This is a genomic window from Sinorhizobium fredii (assembly GCF_002944405.1).
GTDB lineage: Bacteria > Pseudomonadota > Alphaproteobacteria > Rhizobiales > Rhizobiaceae > Sinorhizobium > Sinorhizobium fredii_C.
In genome coordinates, this window is the sequence record NZ_CP024307.1 from 1,181,394 (window position 1) to 1,206,870 (window position 25,477).

Annotated in this window: 23 protein-coding genes; 17 read left to right on the forward strand and 6 right to left on the reverse strand. The window is 63.3% G+C overall.

The window, feature by feature from the left end; translation table 11 throughout:
• Positions 1–65 precede the first annotated feature (65 nt).
• From NXT3_RS05695 to era, 5 genes are all read left to right on the forward strand, one after another.
• On the forward strand, positions 66–620 hold the full coding sequence (locus NXT3_RS05695; RefSeq protein WP_199773327.1) for a DUF2062 domain-containing protein: 555 nt from the start codon (positions 66–68) through the stop codon (positions 618–620).
• Positions 617–1,036: a holo-ACP synthase gene (acpS, locus tag NXT3_RS05700; RefSeq protein WP_037413683.1), complete on the forward strand. Its 420-nt coding sequence runs from the start codon at positions 617–619 to the stop codon at positions 1,034–1,036. The genes NXT3_RS05695 and acpS overlap by 4 nt, the downstream gene beginning before the upstream one ends.
• 104 nt (positions 1,037–1,140) lie before the next feature.
• Entirely contained in the window at positions 1,141–1,884 is a 744-nt protein-coding gene (lepB, locus tag NXT3_RS05705; protein WP_104838936.1) for a signal peptidase I, read from the forward strand.
• Positions 1,884–2,600 carry a ribonuclease III gene (gene rnc, locus NXT3_RS05710; RefSeq protein WP_097526570.1) on the forward strand — a complete coding sequence of 239 codons (717 nt, stop codon included), beginning with the start codon at positions 1,884–1,886 and terminating at the stop codon, positions 2,598–2,600. The genes lepB and rnc overlap by 1 nt, the downstream gene beginning before the upstream one ends.
• 8 nt (positions 2,601–2,608) lie before the next feature.
• Complete coding sequence (era, locus tag NXT3_RS05715) at positions 2,609–3,538, forward strand: GTPase Era (protein WP_104838937.1); 930 nt, start codon at positions 2,609–2,611, stop codon at positions 3,536–3,538.
• Positions 3,539–3,554: 16 nt separating this feature from the next.
• Here era and NXT3_RS05720 read toward each other — a convergent pair whose 3' ends face one another.
• A complete protein-coding gene (locus tag NXT3_RS05720; RefSeq protein ID WP_097526541.1) occupies positions 3,555–4,553 on the reverse strand; it encodes a glycerophosphodiester phosphodiesterase family protein in 999 nt (332 codons plus the stop codon).
• A 182-nt stretch (positions 4,554–4,735) separates the two neighbouring features.
• Between NXT3_RS05720 and NXT3_RS05725 the strand changes: the two genes are divergently transcribed.
• The 4 genes from NXT3_RS05725 to NXT3_RS05740 all read left to right on the forward strand — a co-directional run bounded on the left by NXT3_RS05725 (position 4,736) and on the right by NXT3_RS05740 (position 10,417).
• Complete coding sequence (locus NXT3_RS05725; RefSeq protein ID WP_104838938.1) at positions 4,736–5,734, forward strand: glutathione S-transferase family protein; 999 nt, start codon at positions 4,736–4,738, stop codon at positions 5,732–5,734.
• Positions 5,735–6,097: 363 nt separating this feature from the next.
• Positions 6,098–7,354, forward strand: coding sequence for a cyclopropane fatty acid synthase (locus NXT3_RS05730; RefSeq protein WP_104838939.1), 1,257 nt, complete (start codon positions 6,098–6,100; stop codon positions 7,352–7,354).
• Positions 7,355–7,640: 286 nt separating this feature from the next.
• Positions 7,641–9,941: a Tex family protein gene (locus NXT3_RS05735; RefSeq protein WP_104838940.1), complete on the forward strand. Its 2,301-nt coding sequence runs from the start codon at positions 7,641–7,643 to the stop codon at positions 9,939–9,941.
• A gap of 161 nt (positions 9,942–10,102) precedes the next feature.
• On the forward strand, positions 10,103–10,417 hold the full coding sequence (locus NXT3_RS05740; protein ID WP_097526538.1) for a hypothetical protein: 315 nt from the start codon (positions 10,103–10,105) through the stop codon (positions 10,415–10,417).
• Between the two features lie 165 nt (positions 10,418–10,582).
• Here NXT3_RS05740 and rkpK read toward each other — a convergent pair whose 3' ends face one another.
• The 3 genes from rkpK to NXT3_RS05755 form a co-directional block, all read right to left on the reverse strand.
• Positions 10,583–11,896 carry a UDP-glucose 6-dehydrogenase gene (gene rkpK, locus NXT3_RS05745; protein ID WP_037413704.1) on the reverse strand — a complete coding sequence of 438 codons (1,314 nt, stop codon included), beginning with the start codon at positions 11,894–11,896 and terminating at the stop codon, positions 10,583–10,585.
• A 131-nt stretch (positions 11,897–12,027) separates the two neighbouring features.
• On the reverse strand, positions 12,028–13,053 hold the full coding sequence (locus tag NXT3_RS05750) for an NAD-dependent epimerase (protein WP_037413706.1): 1,026 nt from the start codon (positions 13,051–13,053) through the stop codon (positions 12,028–12,030).
• Between the two features lie 71 nt (positions 13,054–13,124).
• Complete coding sequence (locus tag NXT3_RS05755) at positions 13,125–13,457, reverse strand: ArsR/SmtB family transcription factor (RefSeq protein WP_037413707.1); 333 nt, start codon at positions 13,455–13,457, stop codon at positions 13,125–13,127.
• Between the two features lie 51 nt (positions 13,458–13,508).
• Between NXT3_RS05755 and NXT3_RS05760 the strand changes: the two genes are divergently transcribed.
• Positions 13,509–13,991, forward strand: a complete 483-nt coding sequence (locus NXT3_RS05760; protein ID WP_097526536.1) for an SRPBCC domain-containing protein — start codon at positions 13,509–13,511, stop codon at positions 13,989–13,991.
• A gap of 11 nt (positions 13,992–14,002) precedes the next feature.
• The gene (locus NXT3_RS05765) at positions 14,003–14,365 is read left to right on the forward strand and encodes a hypothetical protein (protein WP_104838941.1); all 363 of its coding nucleotides are present in this window, start codon (positions 14,003–14,005) and stop codon (positions 14,363–14,365) included.
• A gap of 4 nt (positions 14,366–14,369) precedes the next feature.
• On the opposite strand, the gene NXT3_RS05770 is transcribed toward NXT3_RS05765, so the two are convergent.
• Positions 14,370–15,107 carry a L,D-transpeptidase gene (locus tag NXT3_RS05770; RefSeq protein ID WP_104838942.1) on the reverse strand — a complete coding sequence of 246 codons (738 nt, stop codon included), beginning with the start codon at positions 15,105–15,107 and terminating at the stop codon, positions 14,370–14,372.
• 213 nt (positions 15,108–15,320) lie between these two features.
• On the opposite strand from NXT3_RS05770, the gene recO reads away from it, so the two are divergent.
• Positions 15,321–16,067 carry a DNA repair protein RecO gene (recO, locus tag NXT3_RS05775; RefSeq protein ID WP_199773328.1) on the forward strand — a complete coding sequence of 249 codons (747 nt, stop codon included), beginning with the start codon at positions 15,321–15,323 and terminating at the stop codon, positions 16,065–16,067.
• 156 nt (positions 16,068–16,223) lie between these two features.
• On the opposite strand, the gene NXT3_RS05780 is transcribed toward recO, so the two are convergent.
• Positions 16,224–18,224, reverse strand: coding sequence for a PhoX family protein (locus tag NXT3_RS05780; RefSeq protein WP_097526534.1), 2,001 nt, complete (start codon positions 18,222–18,224; stop codon positions 16,224–16,226).
• A 245-nt stretch (positions 18,225–18,469) separates the two neighbouring features.
• Here NXT3_RS05780 and NXT3_RS05785 point away from each other — a divergent pair, with 245 nt between their 5' ends.
• The 5 genes from NXT3_RS05785 to nadA all read left to right on the forward strand — a co-directional run bounded on the left by NXT3_RS05785 (position 18,470) and on the right by nadA (position 25,467).
• Positions 18,470–21,289, forward strand: coding sequence for a DUF2339 domain-containing protein (locus NXT3_RS05785; protein ID WP_104838944.1), 2,820 nt, complete (start codon positions 18,470–18,472; stop codon positions 21,287–21,289).
• Positions 21,286–21,942: an HD domain-containing protein gene (locus NXT3_RS05790; RefSeq protein ID WP_104838945.1), complete on the forward strand. Its 657-nt coding sequence runs from the start codon at positions 21,286–21,288 to the stop codon at positions 21,940–21,942. Before NXT3_RS05785 ends, NXT3_RS05790 begins: the two co-directional genes overlap by 4 nt.
• 81 nt (positions 21,943–22,023) lie before the next feature.
• Entirely contained in the window at positions 22,024–22,875 is an 852-nt protein-coding gene (locus NXT3_RS05795) for an MOSC domain-containing protein (protein ID WP_104838946.1), read from the forward strand.
• Between the two features lie 112 nt (positions 22,876–22,987).
• On the forward strand, positions 22,988–24,220 hold the full coding sequence (locus NXT3_RS05800; protein ID WP_104838947.1) for an MFS transporter: 1,233 nt from the start codon (positions 22,988–22,990) through the stop codon (positions 24,218–24,220).
• Between the two features lie 167 nt (positions 24,221–24,387).
• A complete protein-coding gene (gene nadA / locus NXT3_RS05805; RefSeq protein WP_104838948.1) occupies positions 24,388–25,467 on the forward strand; it encodes a quinolinate synthase NadA in 1,080 nt (359 codons plus the stop codon).
• Positions 25,468–25,477 lie beyond the last annotated feature (10 nt).

Consider the following 25,477-nt stretch of genomic DNA (forward strand, 5'->3'; position numbering starts at 1 on the left):
GTCTGACGCCTATCTTGCGCCCATCACAGGGGCGCCGATCGGCGGTTACAAGATGCGACGACAGAATGCTATTTAGGCGCAGAGAACCGGTCACGATTTCGGAACGCCTTCGCGCTTTCTTCTGGCCGCGCAAGGGGCTCTCGCGCGGTCCGCGTTATATCGCCCTGCGCATACTCCGCCTGAATTCTTCTCCCCATTCGATTGCCGTCGGCGTAGCCGCTGGCGCAGCCGCCGCATGCACGCCTTTGTTCGGCCTGCATATAGTTCTGGCAGTCATTCTCGCCTGGATCTTCTCCGGCAATCTCGTCGCAGCGGTCATCACCACTGCACTCGCCAATCCGATCACCATTCCGGTGATCCTGACCGTTTCCTACGAGATCGGCGTTGCGCTCACGGGACCGCAGGCCGGTCCGGGCGTCGGCTCGGCGGAGATCGCCCGATTGATCGAGCAAATGCAGCTTGCCGAACTCTGGGGGCCCGTGCTCAAGCCCGTGCTCGTCGGCTCGCTGGCCCTCGCGCTCGCCGGGGCCTTGATCTTTTACCCGCTTGCCTTCCAGACCGCCCGGATATTCCAGGTCCGGCGGCGGGAGCGGCTGCAGAAAGCCGGATACCCGTCATGATCATCGGCATCGGCAGCGATCTCATCGATATTCGCCGCATCGAAAGCTCGCTCGAACGATTTGGCGAGCGCTTCGTCAACCGTTGCTTCACCGACATCGAGATCGCCAAATCGGATGCGCGCAAGAACCGCGCGGCCTCCTATGCCAAGCGCTTCGCCGCCAAGGAGGCCTGTTCGAAGGCGTTGGGCACCGGCCTCGCGCAAGGGGTTTTCTGGAAGGACATGGGTGTGGTCAATATGCCGGGCGGCAAGCCGACGATGCAACTGACCGGCGGTGCGGCGGCCCGCCTTCAGGAGATGCTGCCCATTGGGCACCGCGCCGCCATTCATCTGACGATCACCGACGACTTCCCGCTTGCACAAGCTTTCGTGATTATCGAGGCGCTGCCGGTTGCCCCCGCCGAGGGAACGGTTTAGAGCACTGCCGGGATAGCGCCGCTCCGGCAATCGCTTGAAGCGACCTGGCCCGGTGAACACATGAATGTGCGGTTGCGCGGCAGGACGACAAGGAAGAACTGAGCGTGGAAGAAAAGACAGAAACGCACCAGAGCGCCCTCTGGGAGAATGTGAAGGTCATTGTTCAGGCGCTGCTCTTGGCTTTGGTCATTCGCACCGTTTTCTTCCAGCCCTTCACGATTCCGTCCGGCTCGATGATGCCGACTTTGCTCGTCGGCGACTATATCTTCGTCAACAAGTTCGCCTACGGCTATTCGAAATACTCGCTGCCCTTTTCGCCGGATCTTTTCAGCGGCCGGATCTTTGCAAGCGAGCCGACGCGCGGCGATATCGTCGTGTTCCGCTTTCCGCCCAATCCGGACATCGACTATATCAAGCGTGTCGTGGGCCTGCCGGGGGACCGCATTCAGGTCAGGAACGGTGTCCTCCATGTCAACGGCAAGCCGGTCGATCGGGTCCCGGACGGAACCTTCCGGGCAGACGACAACTATGACACCGGCGGCGACGTGCCCGTCTACCGCGAGACGATGGACACGGGTGTGACCTATGACACGCTTGACCAGTTCCCGGATTCCAGCGGAGACAACACCCGCGAATTCCTGGTGCCGGAAGGCCATTACTTCATGATGGGCGACAACAGGGACAATTCCTCCGACAGCCGCTTCGACGTCGGTTTCGTGCCGGCGGAAAACCTGGTCGGTCGTGCCAGCATGATCTTCTTCTCTCTCGGCAACGACACGTCCTTCCTGAAAATCTGGAATTGGCCGGCGAATCTGCGTTACGACCGGCTGTTCAAGGTCGTCGAATGATGAAGGGACGGTCGCTGAGCGCGGAGGATCGGGCAAGGCTCGAGACCGCGATCGGTTATCAGTTCGCCGAGAAGGAACGCCTCGACCGCGCGCTGACGCATTCCAGCGCCCGCAATGCGCGCGCGAGCAACTATCAGCGGCTTGAATTCCTCGGCGACCGCGTCCTCGGACTTTGCGTCGCCGAACTCCTGTTCCAGACGTTCCTCGACGCCAATGAGGGCGAGCTGTCGGTTCGCTTGAACCAACTCGTCAGCGCCGAGAGCTGCGCCCGGGTTGCCGACGAGCTGTCGCTGCACGAATTCATTCGCACCGGCTCCGACGTGAAGAAGATCACCGGCAAGCACATGATGAATGTGCGGGCCGATGTGGTAGAGTCGCTGATCGCCGCGATCTATCTCGATGGCGGGCTGGAGGCGGCGCGTCGCTTCGTGCTGCGGCACTGGACCGATCGCGCAGCAAGCGCTGACGGTGCCCGCCGGGACGCCAAGACGGAATTGCAGGAATGGGCGCACGCCAAGTTCGGGGTGGCGCCGAGATACAGGACGGATGATCGCTCCGGTCCCGACCACGATCCGCGCTTCACCGTGACCGTAGAGGTCGACGGGATCGGGCCGGAAACGGGGACCGATCGCTCGAAGCGCGGGGCCGAGCAGATCGCTGCCATGCGATTGTTGGAACGCGAAGGTGTTTGGCAGAAACGGTCTGCCGGAAATTGACGGAAGCTATGACGGACAAGCAACAGGACACGGGCGCCGGCAGCACGGCGACCCGCTCGGGCTTCGTGGCGCTGATCGGCGCGACGAATGCAGGAAAGTCGACCTTGGTGAACCATCTGGTCGGCGCGAAGGTATCGATCGTCAGCCACAAGGTGCAGACGACGCGAGCGATCATCCGCGGCATTGCCATCCATGACAGGACCCAGATCGTCTTCATGGACACACCCGGCATCTTCAAGCCGCGCCGCCGGCTGGATCGGGCCATGGTGACGACGGCCTGGGGCGGCGCCAAGGATGCCGACCTGATCATGCTGCTGATCGACAGCGAGCGCGGGCTGAAGGGCGACGCCGAAACGATCCTCGAGGGCCTGAAGGATGTTCCCCAAGCGAAGATCCTGGTCCTTAACAAGATCGACCGGGTTCGCCCGGAGGACCTCTTGAAGCTTGCGGCCGCCGCTAACGAAGTCGTTCCCTTCGAGCGTACCTTCATGATTTCCGCGCTGACCGGCTCCGGCTGCGGCGACCTTATGGACTACCTTGCGGCCGCATTGCCGGAGGGGCCATGGTACTATCCGGAGGACCAGATCTCCGATCTGCCGATGCGCCAGCTCGCGGCCGAGATCACCCGCGAGAAGCTGTTCCTCCGCCTACATCAGGAACTCCCTTACGCGTCCCACGTCGAGACGGAGAAATGGGAAGAGCGCAAGGACGGGTCGGTGCGCATCGAACAGGTGATCTATGTCGAGCGCGACAGTCAGAAGAAGATCGCGCTCGGCAAGGGCGGGGAGGCGATCAAGGCGATCTCGACCGCGGCCCGCAAGGAAATTTCCGAGATCCTGGAACAGCCCGTGCACCTCTTTCTGTTCGTCAAGGTGCGCGAGAACTGGGGCGACGATCCGGAGCGTTTCCGCGAGATGGGACTCGATTTTCCGCGATAAGCGCTCAACGTAGCGGCTATTTTTGGTCATTCGAGGCGGCGAGCCTCTTGTTCAGAAGCGGTCCGATCGTCTCGGCCCGATTGGTCCAGACGTAGCCGGAAAAATTCTCCGGAACGAGGGCGAGCTGTTCGGCGCTGTCGATTCCGGATGTGAAGTCGCCGCCGTGATGGGGCCCGAGCAGGATGATCTCGCTTCCGGCGGCCTGCATTCGGGCAGCAAACCGGTAAGGCCAGCCCCACAGAAAAGGCGCGTAGTTGGCGGGTACGACGATCAGCGTATCGCGGCAGGCCTCCGGCACGATCCCGGTCCAGCCATAGGCGGCATAGCGGCCAAGGCAGGCCATGGTGGATTGCCGGTCGTAGCCCCTCAGCCCGCCGACCAGCCGCAGGGTCTCCTGCGTCGGCGCTCTGCCTCCGTAAACCCCGAAGATCAATTTGCGCCACTCCGGGTGAAACCGCAGCATGACGGCAAGGGTCGCACCTTCCTCGCGCCGCTCGCTCTTGAAGTTGATCAGGAACCGGCCGTGGGGCAGGGCGGTGAAAACTTCCCCCAGCGTCGGCATCTGGCCTTCTCCCTGGCCGCGGAAGGGAAAGGTCTTCCCGCCGTCCGCCGTGTAGCCGTAACCGATATCGAGCGTCTTCAGCTTGGACATCGGCGTCTCTTCCGTAACGCCCGCTCCATTTGTGCGGCAGTCGAGCGTCCAATCGTGGAAGACGGCGAACTGGCGGTCGGGAGTCAGGTGGACATCCAGTTCGATCACCTCGGCGCCGCTGTCGAGTGCTGCGCGCATGGAGGCGATCGTGTTCTCGAGATAGGCATGGCGCGGCGGTTCGATACGCTCAGCCGTGCAGGTGTCGTTGCCCACCTCGTCCAGACTGAAGACCTGATGAATGCCGCGATGGGCGAGAACCTTCGCGGCTCCGGCCGGCGGTGCCACCAGATAGGATGTGTTGAGGAGCCAGATGATGGCGACGATGATGACCGCGACGACGGCGATGACGGCGAGTTTCCTCATCGTGAATCCTCCTCTCGCACCGCGCTCTGCTCGGCACAGCGGCGCTCCTGCACTTGCGCTGCCACGCTCCCCGTTATGCGGATTGCGAACAAACCGTCACCTCCGCGCGTGATTGACCGGCAGCAGGCCCTATGGGAGGTAGGCTCCCGAACCGCCCAATGCAATGCCGCAGGAGAACTTAGGTGCCGCAGCTCGTCCAGGGAAAATGGGTCAAGAATGATGTCGCCGCAAGCGAGATGAAGGACGGCGCGTTCCATCGCGAGCCGACCCGCTTCCGCTATTGGATCACCACTGACGGACGATCCGGGCCGGACGGCCAGCCGTCATTCGCCGCGGAAGCGGGGCGCTACCGGCTGTTTGTCTCCTATCTCTGCCCATGGGCATCCCGGACGATCGCGATGCGCAACCTCAAGGGACTTCAGGAGATCGTCGGGCTTACGGCCGCAAATCCCGTGCTCGGCGAGGACGGGTGGATCTATGACGAACCTGTGGATGCGGGCACCCGCGTGGGGCGCGTCCGCTATCATCACCAGCTTTATACGGCGAGCGACCCGGGCTATTCCGGGAAGGTCTCCGTCCCCGTGCTCTGGGACATGCAGGAAGGCCGGATCGTCAACAACGAGTCGGCCGATATCCTTCGCATTCTGAACTCGGCCTTCGACCGCTTGACCGGCAACCGCCTCGATCTCTACCCCGCGGCGCTCCGCACCGCCATCGATCGCTGGAACGAGCCGATCTACGCGTGTGTCAACAACGGCGTCTACCGGGCCGGATTTGCCAAGACTCAGGCCGCCTATGACCAGGCCGTCGTAAGCCTATTCGGCATGCTCGATGAACTCGAGCGACATCTCGACGTGAACCGATATCTCGCCGGTGAATATCTGACCGAGGCGGACATTCGCCTCTTCGTAACCCTCGTCCGTTTCGACGTCGCCTATCACGGCGCCTTCAAATGCAATATCCGCCGGATCGAGGATTATCCCTGCCTCTCCAACTACCTGCGCGAGCTCTATCAGTGGCCGGGAATCCGTGAAACGGTCCGGATCGACGATATAAAGCGCGGATATTACGGTATCCAGCACATCAATCCCGCCGGGATCGTGCCGGCGGGCCCGGCGATCGACTTCGATCGCCCGCATGATCGATCCCGTCTTGCCGGCCTCGGGGTTTTCGGCACGTAGCGGGTTGCTCGCCGGCGATGCGCTCCGGCAGGCGTTATATTTTCTCCCGATGTACTAAGGAAGCAAAGCCTTGAGGGGCCACAGCACAACCCCATTGATTAACCGCCGAACGCCGCTAAGTTAATGTAAGTTCTGATGGATAGGAGCCTCAAGAGGCTGGCCTGACGACATCCCGGTTGCAGCCCCGTGCTTTTGCACGGCGCCAGCCCGCCGGAGGCCGTGAGGCTCGCCCGAGCCGGTTCTCGCTGCTTCCGGACTCAATCGGCGCCGTCCCGGCGCGCGCACTTTCCGGAGGCCAACCGAACCGCCCGCTCCATGCGGAAGAACGGATATGCCCGTATAGGTCTGGCGCTGAGGTTGGAAATGAATGCAGCATTGTTGAAGTTGCTTCGCCGTCTTGTCCAGAAGGGAACTCTGACGGTCATTTTTTCATCGGGAAAGAAAGTTGTTCTTGGGGATGGCACGGGGAAGCCCGCGGCCATGCATATAACGGACGCTGAGGCGGAAAAGGCCATATTGTACGACCCCGGCCTAAAATTCGGCGAAATGTACATGGACGGCCGTGTTGTCATCGAAGAGGGCGATATCTTCGACGTCCTGTCGATCATCAAGAGCAACGGTGTGGAAAAAGCGGCGACCTTCCTCAATTCCATCGTCGCCCTCGGGCACGTATTTCGTCAGCAGCTAAAAAGCCGGCTGCCGGTCAACCGCAACCGCTACAATGTCGCCCATCACTACGATCTCGACGGCAAGCTATTCAACCTCTTCCTCGACGAGGACTGGCAATATTCCTGCGCCTATTTCCATCCGCCGGGCATTTCGCTCGACGAGGCGCAGCGCGCGAAGAAGCGCCATATAGCCGCGAAGCTGCTGCTCGAACCGGGCCAGCGGGTGCTGGAGGTCGGTTCCGGCTGGGGCGGCTTGGCTATGTACCTCGCCGAAGCGACGGGCGTCGAAGTCACCGGCATCACGCTCAGCGAGGAGCAACTGAAGGTCTCGCGCGAACGCGCCGCCAGACGCGGGCTGTCCGATCGCGTGCGGTTCGAATTGCAGGACTACCGTACCCTGCAGGGGCGGCAATTCGACCGGATCGTCTCCGTCGGCATGTTCGAACATGTGGGCATCGGCAACTACGGCAATTTCTTCCGCAAGATGAAGGAATTGCTGAAATCCGACGGCGTCATGCTGCTTCATTCGATCGGCCAGGTCTACAAGCCCTGGGCGACCAATCCCTGGATCGAAAAGTATATCTTCCCCGGCGGCTACATCCCGGCGCTTTCCGAGGTCCTGCCGCCGGTCGAGAGCACGCGCCTGCTTGTCAAGGACATCGAGATCCTGCCGCTGCACTATGCCTGGACGCTCCGCGCCTGGCGCGAGCGCTTCGTTGCGCGGCGCGAGGAAGCGGTGAAGCTCTATGACGAGCGCTTCTTCCGGATGTGGGAGTTCTATCTCGCCGCCTCCGAAACCGCCTTCCTCTACGACAAGCACTTCATCTTCCAGCTTCAGCTCTCGCCGTCGCTGGGGGCCGTGCCGGTCTCGCGCGATTACATCGAAGCGAAGGAGCGCGAATTGCTGGAGTTCGAGAAAACCCGCTCGCGGCTGGAGCTCGTCGCGGTGTAGCGGGGCGCGCGGTGTTTTTCTGCCCCTCATCCGGCCTGCCGGCCACCTTCTCCCCGCAGGCGGGGAGAAGGGACGCGCGGCGCCGTCTTAGACTTCCCTGTCCCCGCGGGCGGGGAGAGGGGTAGTCCTCGGGTTAAACACGAGGAGGGGGCATTCCGCTTCGCCTGCTGGATGTTCGGCGCTGCCATCTTCTGTGGAGTGCGAACGAGCGCTCAACCGCCCTCACTTGGCCTTCATGGTCTGCGTCAGTATGGTCCGGCTTGGAAACATCAGACGGAACGCAGACATGACCGCAAAACCCATCGCCGCCATCATCGCAAGCGAGATCAAGGCGACTGCCGCCCAGGTTGGCGCCGCCGTCGAACTCCTCGATGCCGGGGCGACGGTGCCCTTCATCGCCCGCTACCGCAAGGAGGTCACCGGCGGTCTCGACGACACCCAATTGCGCACGCTCGCGGAACGGCTCACCTATCTGCGGGAGCTCGAAGCGCGCCGGTCGTCCATTCTCGAGTCGATCCGTGGCCAGGGCAAGCTCACCGACGAGCTGGAAGGCAAGATCGCCGCCGCCGTAACCAAAGCGGAACTCGAAGACATCTACCTGCCCTACAAGCCGAAACGGCGGACCAAGGCGGAGATTGCCCGGGAGCGCGGCCTCGGGCCGCTCGCCGAGGCGATCCTTGCCGATCGCTCGATCGCGCCGGCCGACCGGGCGGGGGCCTTCCTTTCCGCCGAAGTGCCGGACGTGAAGGCGGCGCTCGACGGGGCCCGCGACATTATCGCCGAAGGCATGACCGAGAACGCCGACCTGCTGGGCCGCTTGCGCAATCACATGCGCGAGGCGGCGTTCCTGCGGGCGAAGGTCGTCGAGGGCAAGCAGGAGGCGGGGGCGAAGTTCTCCGATTATTTCGATCACTCGGAACGCTGGGCAACGGCACCCGGCCACCGCGCGCTGGCGATGCTGCGCGGCTGGAACGAAGAAGTCCTTTCGGTCGACATCGTCGTCGACCAGGAGGCCGCATCTCCGCAAAAGCCGGTCGAGCGCATGATCGCTGCCGCCTATGAGGTCGGCGGGCACCTGCCCGGGGACAAATGGCTGCTGGAGGTGATCGGCTGGACCTGGCGCGTCAAGCTGTCTCTTTCTCTGTCGCTGGACCTCATGCGCGAACTGCGCGAACGCGCCGAGGAGGAAGCGATCCGCGTCTTCGCGCGCAACCTCAAGGACCTGTTGCTTGCGGCACCGGCCGGCTCGCGGCCGACCATGGGTCTCGATCCCGGCATCCGGACCGGCGTCAAGGTCGCGGTCGTCGATGGCACCGGCAAGCTGCTCGATACGACGACAGTCTACCCGTTCCCTCCGAAGAACGACATTCGCGGTACGCAGGCCGAACTCGCGGCGCTCGTCCGCAAGCACAAGGTCGAACTGATTGCCATCGGCAACGGCACCGGCAGCCGCGAAACGGAGAAGCTCGTCGCCGATATGCTCGCCCAGATGCCGGCGCCGAAGCCCACCAAGGTGATCGTTTCCGAGGCGGGCGCCTCCGTCTATTCCGCTTCGGAGACGGCGGCGGCGGAATTTCCCAACCTTGACGTTTCGCTGCGCGGGGCCGTGTCGATCGCCCGCCGGCTGCAGGACCCGCTCGCCGAACTGGTCAAGATCGAACCGAAATCGATCGGCGTTGGCCAGTATCAGCACGACGTCGACCAGTCGCACCTCAGCCGTTCTTTGGACGCCGTCGTCGAGGATGCGGTGAACGCCGTCGGTGTCGATCTCAACACCGCATCGGCACCCTTGCTGGCGCGCGTTTCCGGCCTGGGCAAGTCGTCGGCCGAAGCGATCGTGGCGCATCGCGATGCGATGGGCGCCTTCGCAAATCGGCAGCAACTCCTCAAGGTGCCGCGTCTCGGTGCCCGCACCTTCGAGCAATGCGCCGGCTTCCTGCGGATTACCAACGGTTCCGAGCCGCTCGACGCCTCGGCCGTGCACCCGGAGGCCTATGGCGTGGCCAAGAAGATCGTCGCTGCCTGCGGCCGGGACGTGCGCTCGCTGATGGGTGACAGTGCGGCGCTGAAGAAACTCGATCCGCGCAGCTTCGTCGACGAACGATTCGGTCTGCCGACGGTGAAGGACATTCTGTCCGAACTGGAGAAGCCGGGCCGCGATCCGCGCCCGAGCTTCAAGACGGCGACCTTCGCCGAGGGGGTCGACGACATCACGGATTTGAAGGTCGGCATGCAGCTCGAAGGGACGGTGACCAATGTCGCGGCCTTCGGCGCCTTCGTCGACATCGGCGTGCACCAGGACGGGCTCGTCCACGTCTCGCAGCTTGCCGATCGCTTCGTCAAGGACCCGCATGAGGTGGTGAAGGCCGGCGACGTGGTGCGGGTTCGCGTCACTGAAATCGATGTGGCGCGCAAACGCATCGGGCTCAGCATGCGCAAGGACGGCGGCGCCGAAACCGGACGGGAGGCGAAGGGGCCGTCATCGAGCGCCATCAACCGCAATTCGGCTGCGCGGCCGCAGAAATCGCAGGTACCTGCTCAGGGCGCCTTCGGCGCGGCGCTGATGGAGGCGATGAAGAAAAAATAGCCCTGCGTGGAACGGCGCGGCATCAAGGATCGTTACGTGCTCATCGGCGGTGACGCGATGTTCTTCGTGGCTGATGCCGACCATAGGAATGCCGGACTTCGGCGGAACAGGTCAGCGGAAAAACCCTCTTCCGCCGGGAATTCCGGCGAAGGAGGTGCATCGTGGCATGCAATGCAATCCGCGTCTTTCCGCAAGCCGTCCTCTTGGCGGCGGCGTTAACCGTATATCCCCAGACAGCAGGCGCGCAGGGCGTCGTGAATTGCGCCGAACGCGCGCAGGTGATTGAGTTCCTCGCCAAGCAATATTCCGAGAAGCAGGCCGCATTCGGAATGGTCAATCAGCAGGCAGTAATGGAACTCTACGCCGCCGACAACGGCACGTGGACCCTGGTCATAACCGACGTGTCAGGCCGAAGCTGCGTGATCTTGGCCGGCAAGAGCTGGGAGACGATTATTCCCGTTGGCCCGAAGGCCTAGGAGCCAGATAACTTTCAGCGGCCGACCTTGTTTCCGCCATCCGTGATGGCGCGCGCGCCAACGCGCGAAATCCCAATCCCGAACCACCTTTCCAGACCCGGACCGCAAGAGCGGGAGCAGGAGATGCATATCTTTCTCCCGCCCCCGTTTCAGTCTCTTCGCCGATCAGTCCGGCCGGCCGACGCTGGCATAGGTGAAGCCGTGCCGGGCGATCTCGTCCTTGCGGTAGATGTTGCGCAGATCGACGAGCAGCGGCGTGCTCATCGTCCGTTTCAGCCGCTTGAAGTCAAGCGCCCGGAACTCGTTCCACTCGGTGACGATCACTAGGGCATCCGCTTCCGCCGCCGCATCATAGGGGTCGCTCGCATAGTCCAGACCCTCGATGACCTTGCGCGCGTTGTCCATACCCTCCGGATCGTAGCCCGTGACCTGGGCGCCCGCATCCTGCAGCGTCTGGACGATGGCGATCGCCGGGCTGTCGCGCATGTCGTCGGTGTTCGGCTTGAAGGTGAGGCCGAGCACGGCGATCTTGCGGCCGCGCACGTCGCCGCCGACCGCAGTGATCACCTTGCGTCCCATGGCCCGCTTGCGGTTATCGTTGATCGCGACGGTGGTTTCGACCAGCCGTACCGGACTGTCGTGGTCCTGTGCGGTCTTGACGAGCGCCAGGGTGTCCTTGGGGAAGCACGAGCCGCCGTAGCCGGGGCCGGCGTGCAGGAACTTGGCGCCGATCCGTCCGTCGAGCCCGATGCCGCGGGCGACGTCCTGGACATTGGCGCCCACCTTTTCGCAAAGGTCGGCCATCTCGTTGATGAAGGTGATCTTCATCGCCAGGAAGGCGTTGCCGGCATATTTGATCAGTTCCGAGGTGCGGCGCGAGGTGAAGACCAGCGGTGCCTGGTTCAGATACAGCGGGCGATAGACTTCGGTCATCACGTCGCGGGCGCGCTGGTCGTCATCCGCAAGGCCGATGACGATTCGGTCAGGCCGCTTGAAATCATCGATCGCCGCGCCCTCACGCAGGAACTCCGGATTGGACACGACGGCAAAGTCCGCCTCCGGATTGGTTTCGCGGATAATGCGTTCGACTTCGTCGCCGGTGCCGACCGGGACGGTCGACTTGGTGACGACGACGGTAAAGCCATTGAGATTGGCAGCGATCTCGCGTGCGGCGGCATGGACATAGGAGAGGTCCGCGTGGCCGTCGCCGCGGCGCGACGGCGTGCCGACGGCGATGAAGATGACGTCGCTGCCGGAAACGGCGGGCGCGAGGTCGGTGGTGAAGTGCAGGCGCCCTGCAGCGACGTTGCTGGCGACCAGATGGTCGAGCCCCGGCTCGAAGATCGGGATCTCGCCCTTCTTAAGCGCCGCGATCTTGCTCTCGTCCTTGTCGAGGCAGACGACGTCGTGGCCGAAATCCGCGAAACAAACGCCGGAAACGAGGCCGACATAGCCGGCGCCAATCATCGTAATCTTCATCCGCTCTTCCTTTGTTGTTGAGTCCTTATCGAGCCTTGGGAGCTACGCATCCATTGATAGGCAAATAGGACCGTTTTTCGACCTGCAAATGACAGGGGCGTTTTCCAAGGCGACGAATCGCTCGGTTGTCCTCAGGCGTGGGCCGCTGCAGGGCGATAATATTGCTCATACCACTCGACGAAACGAGCGACGCCTTCCTCGACGTCGATGGTCGGCTTGAAGCCGGTCAGCGCCTCGAGCAGATCCGGTGAGGCGTAGGTCCGCGGCACGTCGCCCATCTGCATCGGCAGCATGTTGCGCATAGCCGGCCTGCCGACGGCCTTCTCGACAGTCTCGACGAAGGTCATCAGCTCCACCGGCTGGCCGCCGCCGACATTGACGACGCGAAACGGCGCCTGTCGGGAAAGCGTGTCCTGCGCCAGTTCCGGGCCGACGCGATTGGCTTCGCAGGGCGCCACGTGGGAAAGCCGCAGGATGCCTTCGACCAGGTCGTCGATATAGGTGAAGTCACGGCTCATCCGGCCCTCTCCATAGATATCGATCGGCCGGCCGTTAAGGATGGCATCGACGAATTTGAAGAGCGCCATATCGGGCCTGCCCCAGGGACCATAGACGGTGAAGAACCGGAAGGCGGTGGTCGGCACCTTATAGAGATGGGCGTAGCTGTGAGCCATCACCTCCATCGATTTCTTCGTCGCCGCATAGAGCGTCATCGGCTCGTCGGTCCGATCGGCCTCGGCAAAGGGTATCTTCTCATTGGCGCCGTAGATCGACGAGGTCGATGCCAGCATCAAATGCTTCGGGCCGATCGCCCTGGCAAGCTCGAGCACGTTCCAGGACCCGAGAAGGTTGGCGTCCACATAGGCCTTCGGATTTTCAAGGCTGTAGCGAACGCCCGCCTGCGCGGCCAAATGGATAATGACCTCCGGTTCCGCAAGCTCTGCGGCGCGGTCGAGCGCGGAGCGGTCCTCGAGCATCGCGGTCACGGCCTTGAAGCCGTTGGAGCGCTCCAGGATGGCGTGACGGCGCTCCTTGAGCGTCACGTCGTAATAGGGCGTCATGCCGTCGAAGCCGACAACGAAATGCCCATCGTCGATCAGCCGCTTGGCGACATGAAAGCCGATGAAGCCCGCGGTGCCGGTAATGAGGTAACGCACGGAAATGCCCCCGGTCTTCTTGAACTCGATCGTTCATACGAAGAAAGCCGGGCAATGGAAAGACGAAACCGTCACTCCGGCTCACCGTCGAGTTGCTGCTGCAGGGCCGTGAGCACGGACATCGCATGGCCGGAATACTGGCTGATCCAGCGGTCGTGAATGGCTCGGATTGGCAGGGCATTCAAATGGTTCCATCGTTCCCGCCCTTCGCGCCTGGTCAGAACGAGATTTGCCTCCTCCAGCACTTTCAGGTGCTGCATCACGGTGCAGCGGTCGAGATCGGAAAATCGCTCGCACAGCATGCCTGTCGTGCGGGGCGCCTCCTTCAGCGCATCGAGAATCTGACGGCGCCGGCCATTGGCCAGGGCCTTGAAAACCGCGTCGTCCTTCGAATCAATTGACATGTTATATTTTTATAACATATTATGCCCGAAGACAATCGAGAGGAGGTCGTCATGGCTTTCGAATTTCGTGTGAACGGGCGCATTGCCCGTCCCGTCGAGGAGGTCTTCGACGCGGTCGTCAATCCCGACAAGCTCAGCCGCTATTTCGTGACGCTCGGCGGCGTCAGCGGTCCGCTGGTCGCCGGCGCCACGGTGACCTGGTGGGGCGAAGTCCCGGTCGAGGTGGAGGTGGTCGAGCCCCATGAACGGATCGTCTTCCGCTGGGGCGCAATGGTTGCGAAGGAAGAGTCCCCATACCAGACGCGAGTCGAAATGCGATTCCAGCCGCTCGAGGACGGAGCCACCATGGTGACCATTGCCGAAAGCGGCTGGCGCGAAAACCAGCAGGGGCAGAAGAGCTCGTATCTTAACTGCGAGGGATGGTCGCAGATGCTCGCCTGCATGAAGGCCTGGGTCGAGTACGGCATCAACCTCCGAGAGGGCTATTATGTCAGCGAGCTCTCCGGCAAGCCGGCGCTCGAGCCGCAGGTGTAGGGGATCGCGTGATGTCAGTGGAGATGAAGGGCGGCATCAACATCGCTATGAAGGTGCCGAGCCATGAATACGAGGCCGTGCTGGCCTTCTACCGGGACGTCGTCGGTCTGCCGCCATTCGACGAGAAACTGCCGGCCAAGGGCTTCATACTCGGGCCGAATCGGCTTTGGATCGACGAGATGCCGCATTTGAGCCAGGCTGAAGTCTGGCTGGAACTGTTCACCGACGATCACGTAGCGGCCTTGAGCCATCTCGTCGCGAACGGCGCGGTGCGCTGCGATGCGGTCGAGGATCTGGGCGAGGCCTTTCGCGGCGGCTGGGTGATGAATTCGGCCAATATCGTCCATCTCGTGCGCGAGCCGGACGCCTGGTAGCGTCTCAGAATGCCAGCGGTGCCTCTTCGGCGGGCGTCTGCATGGGAGGAGCATCGACCGGCGGCATGGCCGGTTCCATCGGCGACTGCGCCTGGATCACCACCACTCGGGTGCCTTCCTGCACGCGGTTATAGAGATCGATGATGTCCGGGTTGAACATCCGGATACAGCCGCTCGAAACGGCGTTGCCGATCGACCAGGCCTCGGTCGTGCCGTGAATCCGGAACAGCGTGTCCTTGCCATCCTGATAGAGATAGAGCGCTCGTGGCCCAAGCGGATTGGTCGGGCCCGGATCCATGCCGTCGGCAAGCGGGCCATAGCGTTCCGGCTCGCGGGCGACCATGTCCGAGGTCGGTATCCAGCGGGGCCATTGGGCCTTGCGGCCGATGCGCGCCTCGCCGGCAAATTCCAGCCCCGCCTTGCCGACGCCGATCCCGTAGCGCAGCGCCATGCCGCCGCCCTGCACGAGATAGAGGTATCGGTCCGGCGTGTCGATGACGATCGTGCCCGGCGGCTCGTGGGTGACGTAGGGCACCTGCTGCCGCAGGAAGCGCGGATCGACCTTGCTTATGTCGGTGGCAGGCAAGGGGAACGCCTCGTCCGGCTGCGGTCCGTACATCGCCGTGAAATAGGGATCCGGTCCCCGCGGCCGGGGCGGCTGCGCGGTACTCGTCGCACAGCCCGCCAGCGCGGCCAGAACAAGGAGGAGCGTGAGAGGCTGGACGAGGTGGGAAACACACATACTCCAAACACTCCTGGTGGTTGTCCGTGGGGACGGCAGCCGCTTCGTACAGGAAGGCTGGCCGCGATTCGGCTGGACAATGATAGAATTGTAGTGCGGCGAACAGGTCCCGGAAAGGGCGACGGTCGCTGGTCTGGGTGGCCCAGAGGCGCGGCCCGATTTACGCGCCATCTTCGCTTGATCCGCTTTCCGCAGCGGGTGTATGCCTTTTCCATGCAATGGAGCGATCAGGCCATCATTCTCGGCATCCGGCGGCACGGCGAAAGCTCTGTTATCGCCGAGGTCATGACGTCCGCGCATGGGCGGCATCTTGGGCTCGTGCGCTCCGGCCGCTCGCGAACGATGCAGCCGGTGCTGCAGCCGGGCAATTCGGTGGAAGTCACCTGGCGAGCCAGGCTCGACGAACATCTCGGCGAGTTCCGCATCGAGCCGCTCGAACTGCGCGCCGCCAGACTGATGGAGGCGGCGACCTCGGTCTACGGCATCCAGGCGCTTGGCGCCCTGCTGCGGCTGCTGCCGGAGCGCGATCCGCATCCCCATCTTTACGAGGCGCTCGCCGTGATCGTTGACCACCTCGAGGACCCGGCCGACGCCGGCGAATTGTTCGTGCGCTTTGAACTGGCGGTCCTGAACGATCTCGGCTTCGGCCTCGATCTTTCCGAATGTGCTGCGACCGGCGGCCGGGCCGAACTTGTCTACGTGTCGCCGAAAACGGGTCGCGCCGTCAGCCGTGCGGCCGGCGCACCCTATGCGGAGCGCATGCTTGCGCTTCCGGATTTCCTCTCGGGAGGGGACAGCGCGGCCGATTACGACAGCCTCGCCGCGGCCTTTCGCCTGACGGCCTATTTCCTCAATCGCCACGTCTATGAACCGCGCGGCGTCGACGTTTCCTCGGCGCGAGACGGTTTCGTCCATGCGACACTGAAGGCGCTGAAGCCGGTCCCGCCCCCGGCAGCATGAGATGCGAAACAGGTGCCGCACGTTCAATGCGGCACCCGAACCGGCAATTCGGCCTTAGAGCGCGTCGCTTTGGACGGAGCCGTGCAACGCGCTTCAGGTCTTTGCTCTATGCATGTCGTTGTCCCGAAACCGCTGAGCACTTTCGGGCGGCATGCATCAGGCGATCTTGCCGCCGCCCTGCTTGGTCACGGCGACCACTGCCGGGCGCACCGGCATGTCGTCGCGGAAGTCGGGCCAGCGCGTTGCCGGCTTCTCGTAAGTGGCAAGGCCGGCATCGCCCGGGTGCTGAACGGCGAGGAAGAAGGTGTCGCTCGTCGGGTTGAAGCTTGGGCCGCACATTTCCGCGCCGACCGGAACCCGGAAGAACAGCTTCGATGTGCCGCGTCCTTCGCCTTCGGTTTCGATCGCCCAGACGCCATCGGTGCGGCCCGTCTCTTTCTCGTTATTGCCGTCGGTCGATACCCACAGGCGGCCGTCCGAGTCGATCGCGCAATTGTCCGGCATGCCGAACCAGCCGTTCTTCGTCGTCGCCGTCGAGAAGGAAGCACCGACTTCCGCAACGCTCGGGTCGCCGCATTTCAGCAGGATGTCCCATTTGGATTTCGTCGAAGCGAAATCGCCATCCGTTTCGGAGATCTCGACAATGTGGCCGAAGGCGTTCTTGGCGCGCGGATTGGCAGCGTCCGCCTCTTCCTCCTTTCGCTTGGTGTTGTTAGTCAGCATGGCATAGACCTTGCCGGTCTTCGCGTTGGGCTGGATGTCTTCCGGCCGGTCCATCTTGGTGGCGCCGAGCGCATCGGCGGCAAGCCGGGTGTTGATCAGGACGTCGGCCTGCGAGGCAAAGCCGTTCTCGGTCGTCAGCGGGCCCTCGCCATGGATGATCGGCATCCAGGTGACCGTGCCGTCCTCGTCGAATTTCGCTACGTAGAGCGTGCCTTCGTCGAAGAGGTCCATGTTGGCGGCGCGGTCGTTCGGATTGTAGGTGCCCTTCGTCACGAACTTGTAGACATAGTCGTAACGCTCGTCGTCGCCGCTATAGAGAACGACGCGGCCATCCTTGTTGACGATCGATTCGCAGCCCTCATGCTTGAAACGGCCGACGGCGGTGCGCTTCTTCGGCACCGAGGTCGGGTCGAGCGGATCGACCTCGACGACCCAGCCGAAGCGGTTGGCCTCGTTCGGATCCTTCGATACGTCGAAGCGCTCGTAGAACTTCGACCACTCATATTGGCTGCCGGGCGCGCCGAGACGCTTCAGCTGCTTGAATTCCGGATGATCCTCGGCGAGCTCGCCGCCGAAATAGCCGTTGAAGTTTTCCTCGGCCATCATGTAGGTGCCCCAGGCGGTGACGCCGCCGGCGCAATTGTTGATGGTGCCGAAGACTTTCCTGCCGGTCGGGTCGGCTACGGTCTTGACGCGGTCATGGCCGGCCACCGGACCGGAGAGCTGCATTTCGGTATTTGCCGTGATGCGGCGGTTGTACTTGCCGTCGAGAACCGGCTGCCACTTGCCGTCAACCTTGCGGATCTCGACGACCGTGCCGCCATGGGCGGCCATTTCGATGTCGACCAGTTCCTTGGTGTATTCGCCGAGAACGACCTTGTCCTCTTCCTTGCCGTCCTCCGTCACCTTTTCGACGCGGGCGAAGTTCGGGAACATGATCTCGGCGTTGGTGTATTCATGGTTGACGACCAGCAGGCCATGGTCTGGGCTCCCGTCCAGCGGGATGAAGCCGACATAGTCGTTGTTGTAGCCGAACTGGCGGCCCTGCGCTTCGGCGGTCTGCTTGAGCGGATCGAATTCGGGGCTGTCAGCGAAGATCTTGTCGCCCCAACGCAACAGGATGTCGGCGTCGTAGCCTTCAGCGACGTGATGCTTCTCGTCGACGCCGGCCTCGATCTCCTTGAAGTCGAAGCGGGACGCGCTCTCGGCGCGAGCTTCATCGGCCGAAAGCAGCGCAAGCGGGCTGACCGTCGTCGAAATGGCGGCAACCGCAAGGGATCCGCCAAGGAACGACCGACGCGAGAAGCGACGGTTGATGATGTCGCCCATGGTCGGGTTAGTGGAACAGTTCTGGCCGATATCTTCCAGCTCCTCCCTCTGTTCCGTCAGCGTCTTGAATTCGGTTTCTTCCGTCGAGCCGAGATGCTTGTCCATGGTCACTCCCCATTTGAACGATCGAAGCGCCGCCTGTGGTCGGCGTCCATCCTCGCTCTATCAGCTAGCCCATGACAGTTCTGCGACAGTTCGATGAAGAGCTTGCTGCTCTTCTCCCCCGAAAGACATTTACCGCAAAGAACCTCCGGTTGCGAGGAAGGGGAAGTTCAAGCGGGATGTCTCCGCTGGCATTCCGCGATAACTTGTGCGAATCGTTCACGAGTCGTCGTGGTGTCGGGGGACCCATGCTTGAGCTTATCGCCTTGGTTGCCTTTGTCCTGGCGCTTGCCGCCTTTCTCGGCGGCCGCAGGACCGCAGACCGACTGGACGCCGAAATCGAGAGCCTGAAGGCGGAGATCGCCCGACTCGCGACGCAGGCCCCTGAAGAGGTCGTGTCCGATCCTGCGGCATCTGCGCCAACAGAGGGCGAGGCAGCGACTGTGCCAGAGGTCGGCGAAGAGGCGGTGCAGGGGCCGTGGTCGCAGGCGCGCGAGGGGGCGCAGATTTTCGGCAGTGCCCCGGCGGGCGCCGAGATAGGCAGCGAGTCTCCCGTTGTAGCGACTGCCGAACCCGCAGCCGCGCGGTCTGCGGAGAGCCTCGAGAGCCGTATCGGCGGACGCTGGCCTGTCTGGGTCGGCGGACTTGCGCTGGCGCTCGGCGGCTTTTTCCTGGTGCAGTACTCGATCGAGGCCGGGCTTTTGAGCCCGACGGTCCGGCTCACGCTCGCTGCGGTCTTCGGCCTTGTGCTCGGGGCCGCCGGTGAAGTGATCCGGCGCCGGGCGGTGCCGACGATTTCCGACCGGTTCCGCAATGCGATGATTCCCGGCGTGCTGACCGCAGCCGGCGCCGTTACGCTGTTCGGCGTCGTCTATGCGGCGCATGGCATCTACGGCTACATTGGGACGGCGCCGGCCTTCGCGCTGCTGGCGCTGATTTCGCTGGCGACAGTCGGTCTCTCGCTGCTGCATGGCCAGGCGCTTGCCGGTCTTGGTCTGCTTGCGTCGTTGCTGACCCCTCTCTTCGTCTCCAGCGGCGAGCCGCGGCCGTGGGTGCTGTTCGCGTTTCTCTCGGTCGCCTGGCTCGCGACGCTTGCCGCCTCGCGCCTGCGCCGCTGGACGATCGTGCCGACGCTCGCAAATGCCGGCCTCGGCCTTTGGGGACTGGCCTATATCGCGTTGGCCGCGCCTTTCGAGGCCCCGCCGGTCGCCGCCGCGCTCTTGGTGATGGTCGTCGGCGTCGGTTTGATCTGGCCCGGCGGCGTCGAGCGCGCGAGCGGTGCAACGGCGGAAACAATCGCATCGCCAGCCGCGGCTCGGGGCCCTTGGGAGACGCTCTTCACGCCGCCCCATGCGGCGATCTCGCTGTCGGCGGCAATCGTGGCGGCACTCCTTGCGCTTCTCTTTATCAGCCCGGCGGTCGAGGCGGCGCGATTCCCGATCGCCGAATTCGTCGTCGTCACCGCGGGTCTCGCCGGCATCGGCGCCCTGCGGGCCACTGCGGCCTATCCGGCGTTGCTCGCGTCTCTTGCTGCCGTCGTCGGGACGTGGACGCTGACCGCACTCAGCGGCGTCCTTGCCTATCTCGACCCGACATTGGCGTCGCCGGAGATCGTCGTTCCGGGGCGGGCTGCCATGCTGACGGCGATGGTGCTCGCGGCGCTCTTCCTGCTGCTCGCCTCGGCGGTGCTTTCGCGCCTCGCGGAGCATCGGCAATTTGCCATTCTTTGGGCCGGCATCGCTGCCGTCGTGCCCGGCACTCTCATCGGAATGTCGTTCCTTATGACCGGCAATTTCGCATTCGACCTGCCGCATGGGCTTTCCGCCTTTGCGGGCAGCCTGTTCCTCCTCGGCCTCGTCGAATGGCTCTCCCGCCGCAACGCCGAGGGACGCGAACTCGATCTCGCAATCGGGCTGCTCGCCTTGGGTTCCCTCGGACTCTTCGTCATCGGCCTGCATGCGTGGACGGACGGGCTGGTGACGACGCTTGCAATCGCGTTCCTCGGCGCCGGCTACACCTTTGCGACGCGTCTCCGCACCTGGCCGGTCCTGCCCTGGGTGACCGTTGCCGCCGCCATCGTCGTACTGGCGCGGATCGCCTGGGAGCCGACCATCGTCGGCCCCGGCAGCCTTGGAACGACGCCGGTCTTCAATGCACTCCTGCCGGGCTACGGCATTCCGGCACTGCTGCTCGTCGGCTGCGCCTATTTCCTGCGCGCTTCCGCGGATTTGCGCCTGCGCAACCTTTTGCAGGCGCTCGCGAGTCTCTTCGTGCTGCTGACGCTCGCGATCCTGGTGCGCCATGCGATGAATGGCGGCGTTCTCGACAGCTCCGTTCCGAGCCTTGGCGAGCAGGCGATCTACACGCTGCTTGCGATCGGCGCTTCCGGCATCTTCATGACGCTCGACGGCAGATCGCCAAGCCCGGTGTTCCGCTACGGCGGGATGGTACTCGGCGTGCTCTCGATGCTGTCGGTGCTCTCGGCGCATCTCGTCGGGCTTAACCCCTATTTCAGCGGCGAGCTGCTCGGCAGAATCCCGTTCTTCGACCTCCTCTTCATCGGCTATCTGCTGCCCGCCATCGGCTATGCCGGCCTTGCCTGGTATGCCCGCGACCGGCGTCCGCAGCCCTATGTGGTGGCGCTTGCCGTCAGCGGCGCCGTGCTTGCCTTCGCCTGGGCCACCTTGAGCGTGCGCCGCTTCTGGCAGGGCGAAAGCGTGGCCGACTGGAAAGGCTTCCTGCAGGGAGAGACCTACACCTATTCGGTGGTCTGGCTGGTGCTTGGCGTTCTGCTGCTCGTTGTCGGCTCACGCTTCAACACGAAGAGCATCCGCATCGCCTCGGCCGTGCTGGTCTTCATTGCCGTGCTCAAGGTCTTTCTCGTCGACATGTCGAATCTCGAGGGCTTCCTGCGGGCACTCTCCTTCATCGGCCTCGGCGGCGTGCTGATCGGCATCGGGCTCTTCTACCAAAGGATACTTTCCAGCAGCGGCAACGGTGCGGCTGATCCCCCGGCCGCAGTTTCGACTGCGACCGACAATATGGGCGAGGGGGCAAGCAGGGCATGACGCGCCTCGCCGCCTTGGCTGCCGCCTTCGCGCCGCACGAGGAGCTTGCCGGCCAGCTCCTGCCGCATGCCTTCTCCAGCGACGATGGGTCCCACGACGCCGCGCACCTCATCCGCGTCTGGAAGAATGCGGCCCGCATACAGGCGGAGGAGGGCGGCGACAGCCGGCAACTCGCGGCCGCCGTCCTGCTGCACGATTGCGTCGCCGTCGAGAAGAACTCACCTTTGCGGGCTGGCGCATCGCGGCTCGCCGCCGAAAAGGCATGGCAAATTCTCGACGGCCTCGGCTGGCGCACGCTGGAAATCTCGGCCGTTGCCCATGCCATTCTGACCCACAGCTTCTCGGCCGATATCGCGCCCGAGACGCTCGAGGCGAAAATCCTGCAGGATGCCGATCGGCTTGACGCGATCGGCATGGTCGGCGCCGCCCGCTGCTTCTACATCGCCGGCCGCATGGGAAGCGGCCTCTACGATCCACTCGATCCCCTCGCAGAGGACAGACCGCTCGACGATAAGGCCTTTGCAATCGACCATTTCGAGACGAAACTCTTCCGCCTCGCAGACGGTTTCCAGACTTCGGCGGGGCGTCGCTATGCCCTGGAGCGGCAAAGCCGGCTTCGCAGCGTGCTTGCCATGCTGCTCGATGAAATTTAGACCGATTTTCAGTAAGTTGCGGCCGCGCGATGAATCAGCTCGCGAACCGCCTGAATCGATCTCTGAACTTGGAAAGACGCGATGAAAGTCACCGGTCTCAATATCCATCCCCTGAAAAGCGGTCGCGCCGTGCCGCAGACGGCGGTAACGGTCAATCTCGACGGGCTGGCGGGCGACCGACGGTTCATGCTGGTCGAGCCCGATGGCCATTTCATCACCCAACGCGAATTGCAGGTGCTTGCCCAGGTCGACGCGACGCATATCGAAGGCGGCTTGCACCTGAAGATGAACGGCAACCAACTGTCCGTGCGCTTCGATCCGGATAGCCGGCTCGATGTCCGCGTCTGGTCGAGCGACGTGAATGCAGCCGTTGCCGGTGATGACGTGAACGAAACGCTGTCGGCCTGGTTCGGCCGACCGGTGAAGCTCGTGCATATGGACGAAGAGGCCGAACGCTTCGTCGGCGCCGAATGGGCCGGCACTGCCGCGCCGGTCGGCTTTGCCGACGGCTTTCCGGTGCTGATCACCACGACCGGGTCGCTCGCAGACCTCAATCGCACGCTCGTCGAGAAGGGGCAGGAGCCGGTCGGCATGGAGCGCTTTCGCACGAACATCCTCATCGATTGCGACGATCCCTGGGCCGAGGACCTGTGGGAGACCCTGGAGATAGCCGGCATTGCTTTCGATCTCGTCAAGCCTTGCGCTCGATGCATCGTGACCACGCAGGACCAGACGACCGGCGAACGCATCGGCGGCAACCCGATTCAAGGGCTGGCGGAAAAGCGCATGTCCGCTGACCGCCGGGTGCCGGGGGTGCTCTTCGGCTGGAATGCCGTGCCAAGGGGCGAGGGAACTATCAGGATCGGCGACGAGGCGAGCATCGTGCGACGGCGTACGGAGCGCTGGCCGATGAAACTTCGCGGCACCGGTTGAGCTGAAGCCAGGCGGTCCGCTATCAATTCCTGTGATTGTCCCGTCAATTAATTTGGCTTTGCGCGGATTGGGGAGCGACATAGGATGGCCCCTCAAAAAATCGGAGCTTTCCATGTCTGCTGCCACCCCAGCCGCTACGCGTTCAACCGACCACCTGCCTTGGCTGATCATTGCCGCCGGCTCCATCATCGCGATGCTGACCTTCGGTCCGCGCTCGGCCATGGGCTTCTTCCAATTGCCGATGCTCGCCGACACCGGCTGGGACCGGACGACCTTCGGTCTCGCCATGGCGATCCAGAACCTCTGCTGGGGTCTCGGCCAGCCGTTTTTCGGGGCGCTGGCCGACAAGTTCGGCACCTGGCGCATGCTGGCGCTCTCGGGACTGCTCTATTCCAGCGGCCTTTTCATCATGGCCTTCGCCAGCGCGCCGATCTGGCTGCATGTCGGCGGCGGCGTGCTGGTCGGTCTCGGCGTCGCTTCCGGTTCCTTCGGTATCGTGCTGTCGGCCTTTGCGCGCAACGTCGCGCCCCATCATCGTTCCTTCGTCTTCGGCATCGGCACGGCGGCGGGTTCGGCCGGCATGTTTCTCTTCGCGCCGCTGAGCCAGGGGCTGATCTCCGCCTATGGCTGGTCCGACAGTCTCGTCTATCTCGGCTTCCTGATGCTGCTGGTACCGCTCTTCGCCATTCCGTTGCGCGGCAATGCCTCGTCCGGGCGACACGCCGAAGCGCTTTCCAAACAGACCGTCGGCGAGGCCTTGAAGGAAGCCTTCGGGCACAGGAGCTACCTGCTGCTCGTCTCCGGCTTCTTCGTCTGCGGCTATCAGGTCGCCTTCATCACCGCGCATTTCCCGGCCTATCTCGGCGACATCGGCATCGATGCGCGCTATGCGGTGATCGCCCTCGCTTTGATCGGTTTCTTCAATATCATCGGTTCGCTGTCGGCCGGTTTCATCAGCCAGCGCTATTCGAAGCCCTACTTCCTGGTGTGGATCTACCTTGGGCGCTCCGTCGCCGTTGCCGCCTTCCTGCTTTTGCCTCAGTCACCGACATCGGTCGTCATCTTCTCGGTAGTCATGGGCCTGCTGTGGCTGTCGACGGTCCCGCCGACCAACGCGCTCGTGGCGATCATGTTCGGCACGCGCCACCTTGGCCTTTTGGGCGGCGTGGTCTTCCTCTCGCACCAGATCGGCTCATTCCTCGGCGTCTGGATGGGCGGCTATCTCTACGACCGCTTCGGGTCCTATGATCCGGTCTGGTGGCTTGGTGTCGCACTCGGCGTCTTCGCGGCCATCGTTCATTGTCCGATCGAGGAGAGGGGCGTCGCCCGTCCAGCCATGGCTTGAATATGAATGTCGCGCCCGAGATGTCTCGGGCGCGACATTCATGCCTTGAAATCTGTCACAAAACTTTCTAAATCAGTCGCCGCGGCTCAGCCGCTTTTGTTTTGACCCAATTATGCTCAGATTGAGCATAATTGGCAGGCCGGAAAACGGCGAGAGAGGAGAGCCCGATGACCAGTCTTGACCTTCGCACGAATGCGTCTGCTGCGCCGGCGTTCGTGAGCGCTGCGGCACGCTTCGGCGTCATCGACAAGCCGGACCTCGCCTTCACGTCGGCGATCGCCCGCGAGACCGAGCCTCTCTACGCGAAGGTCAAGGATTTCATCCCTGCATTCGAGTGGGCCGCCTATGCGCCCTACGTGCATGCGATAAACCGGCTAAAGAAGGAGCGTAACGCCGTCATCCTGGCGCACAACTACCAGACGCCGGACATCTTCCACTGCGTTGCCGACATTGTCGGCGATTCGCTGCAGCTCGCCCGCGACGCCACCAAGGTCGATGCAGAAATCATCGTCCAGTGCGGCGTCCACTTCATGGCCGAGACGTCGAAGCTGCTCAATCCGGAAAAGACCGTGCTGATTCCCGACGCCAAAGCCGGCTGCTCCTTGTCCGAATCGATCACCGGCGCCGATGTGCGCCTGCTTAAGCAGCGCTATCCCGGCGTACCGGTCGTCACCTATGTCAACACGTCCGCCGACGTGAAGGCGGAGACCGATATCTGCTGCACCTCGTCCAACGTGCTCGCCGTTGTCGAAAGCCTCGAGTCCGACACGGTGCTCTGCATTCCGGACGAATATCTGGCGATGAACGTCGCCCGCCAGACCAACAAGAAGATCCTGACCTGGAAGGGCCATTGCGAGGTCCACGAGCGCTTCACGGCGGCCGAGCTACTCGCCTACAAGGAGGCCAATCCGGGCATCGAGATCATCGGCCATCCGGAGTGCCATCCGGACGTGATCGAAGTCTGCGACTTCTCCGGCTCCACCTCCGGCATGATCAACTATGTCAAGGACAAGCGGCCACAGCGCGTGCTGCTCGTCACCGAATGCTCGATGGCGTCCAACATCCAGGCGGAAGTCGAAGGCGTCGATTTCGTCAAGCCGTGCAACCTCTGTCCGCACATGAAGCGTATCACGCTGCCGAAGATCCTCGACAGCCTGCTCAACATGACGGAAGAGGTCCTGGTCGATCCGGCGATCGCCGGTCGCGCGCGCCTTGCAGTCGAGCGCATGGTGAACCTCAAGCAGTAATCGCGCCCGG

Excerpts from the sequence above, each read along its gene's own strand:
- NXT3_RS05730 (WP_104838939.1), top strand. The coding sequence starts at position 6,098 with ATGAATGCAGCATTGTTGAAGTTGCTTCGCCGTCTTGTCCAGAAGGGA.
- rkpK (WP_037413704.1), bottom strand. The coding sequence starts at position 11,896 with ATGAAGATTACGATGATTGGCGCCGGCTATGTCGGCCTCGTTTCCGGC.
- NXT3_RS05770 (WP_104838942.1), bottom strand. The coding sequence starts at position 15,107 with ATGTGTGTTTCCCACCTCGTCCAGCCTCTCACGCTCCTCCTTGTTCTG.
- NXT3_RS05695 (WP_199773327.1), top strand. The coding sequence starts at position 66 with ATGCTATTTAGGCGCAGAGAACCGGTCACGATTTCGGAACGCCTTCGC.
- NXT3_RS05735 (WP_104838940.1), top strand. The coding sequence starts at position 7,641 with ATGACCGCAAAACCCATCGCCGCCATCATCGCAAGCGAGATCAAGGCG.
- NXT3_RS05785 (WP_104838944.1), top strand. The coding sequence starts at position 18,470 with ATGCTTGAGCTTATCGCCTTGGTTGCCTTTGTCCTGGCGCTTGCCGCC.
- era (WP_104838937.1), top strand. The coding sequence starts at position 2,609 with ATGACGGACAAGCAACAGGACACGGGCGCCGGCAGCACGGCGACCCGC.
- NXT3_RS05795 (WP_104838946.1), top strand. The coding sequence starts at position 22,024 with ATGAAAGTCACCGGTCTCAATATCCATCCCCTGAAAAGCGGTCGCGCC.
- NXT3_RS05790 (WP_104838945.1), top strand. The coding sequence starts at position 21,286 with ATGACGCGCCTCGCCGCCTTGGCTGCCGCCTTCGCGCCGCACGAGGAG.
- rnc (WP_097526570.1), top strand. The coding sequence starts at position 1,884 with ATGAAGGGACGGTCGCTGAGCGCGGAGGATCGGGCAAGGCTCGAGACC.
- NXT3_RS05755 (WP_037413707.1), bottom strand. The coding sequence starts at position 13,457 with ATGTCAATTGATTCGAAGGACGACGCGGTTTTCAAGGCCCTGGCCAAT.
- NXT3_RS05720 (WP_097526541.1), bottom strand. The coding sequence starts at position 4,553 with ATGAGGAAACTCGCCGTCATCGCCGTCGTCGCGGTCATCATCGTCGCC.
- nadA (WP_104838948.1), top strand. The coding sequence starts at position 24,388 with ATGACCAGTCTTGACCTTCGCACGAATGCGTCTGCTGCGCCGGCGTTC.
- NXT3_RS05765 (WP_104838941.1), top strand. The coding sequence starts at position 14,003 with ATGTCAGTGGAGATGAAGGGCGGCATCAACATCGCTATGAAGGTGCCG.
- NXT3_RS05780 (WP_097526534.1), bottom strand. The coding sequence starts at position 18,224 with ATGGACAAGCATCTCGGCTCGACGGAAGAAACCGAATTCAAGACGCTG.
- acpS (WP_037413683.1), top strand. The coding sequence starts at position 617 with ATGATCATCGGCATCGGCAGCGATCTCATCGATATTCGCCGCATCGAA.
- NXT3_RS05760 (WP_097526536.1), top strand. The coding sequence starts at position 13,509 with ATGGCTTTCGAATTTCGTGTGAACGGGCGCATTGCCCGTCCCGTCGAG.
- recO (WP_199773328.1), top strand. The coding sequence starts at position 15,321 with ATGCAATGGAGCGATCAGGCCATCATTCTCGGCATCCGGCGGCACGGC.
- NXT3_RS05800 (WP_104838947.1), top strand. The coding sequence starts at position 22,988 with ATGTCTGCTGCCACCCCAGCCGCTACGCGTTCAACCGACCACCTGCCT.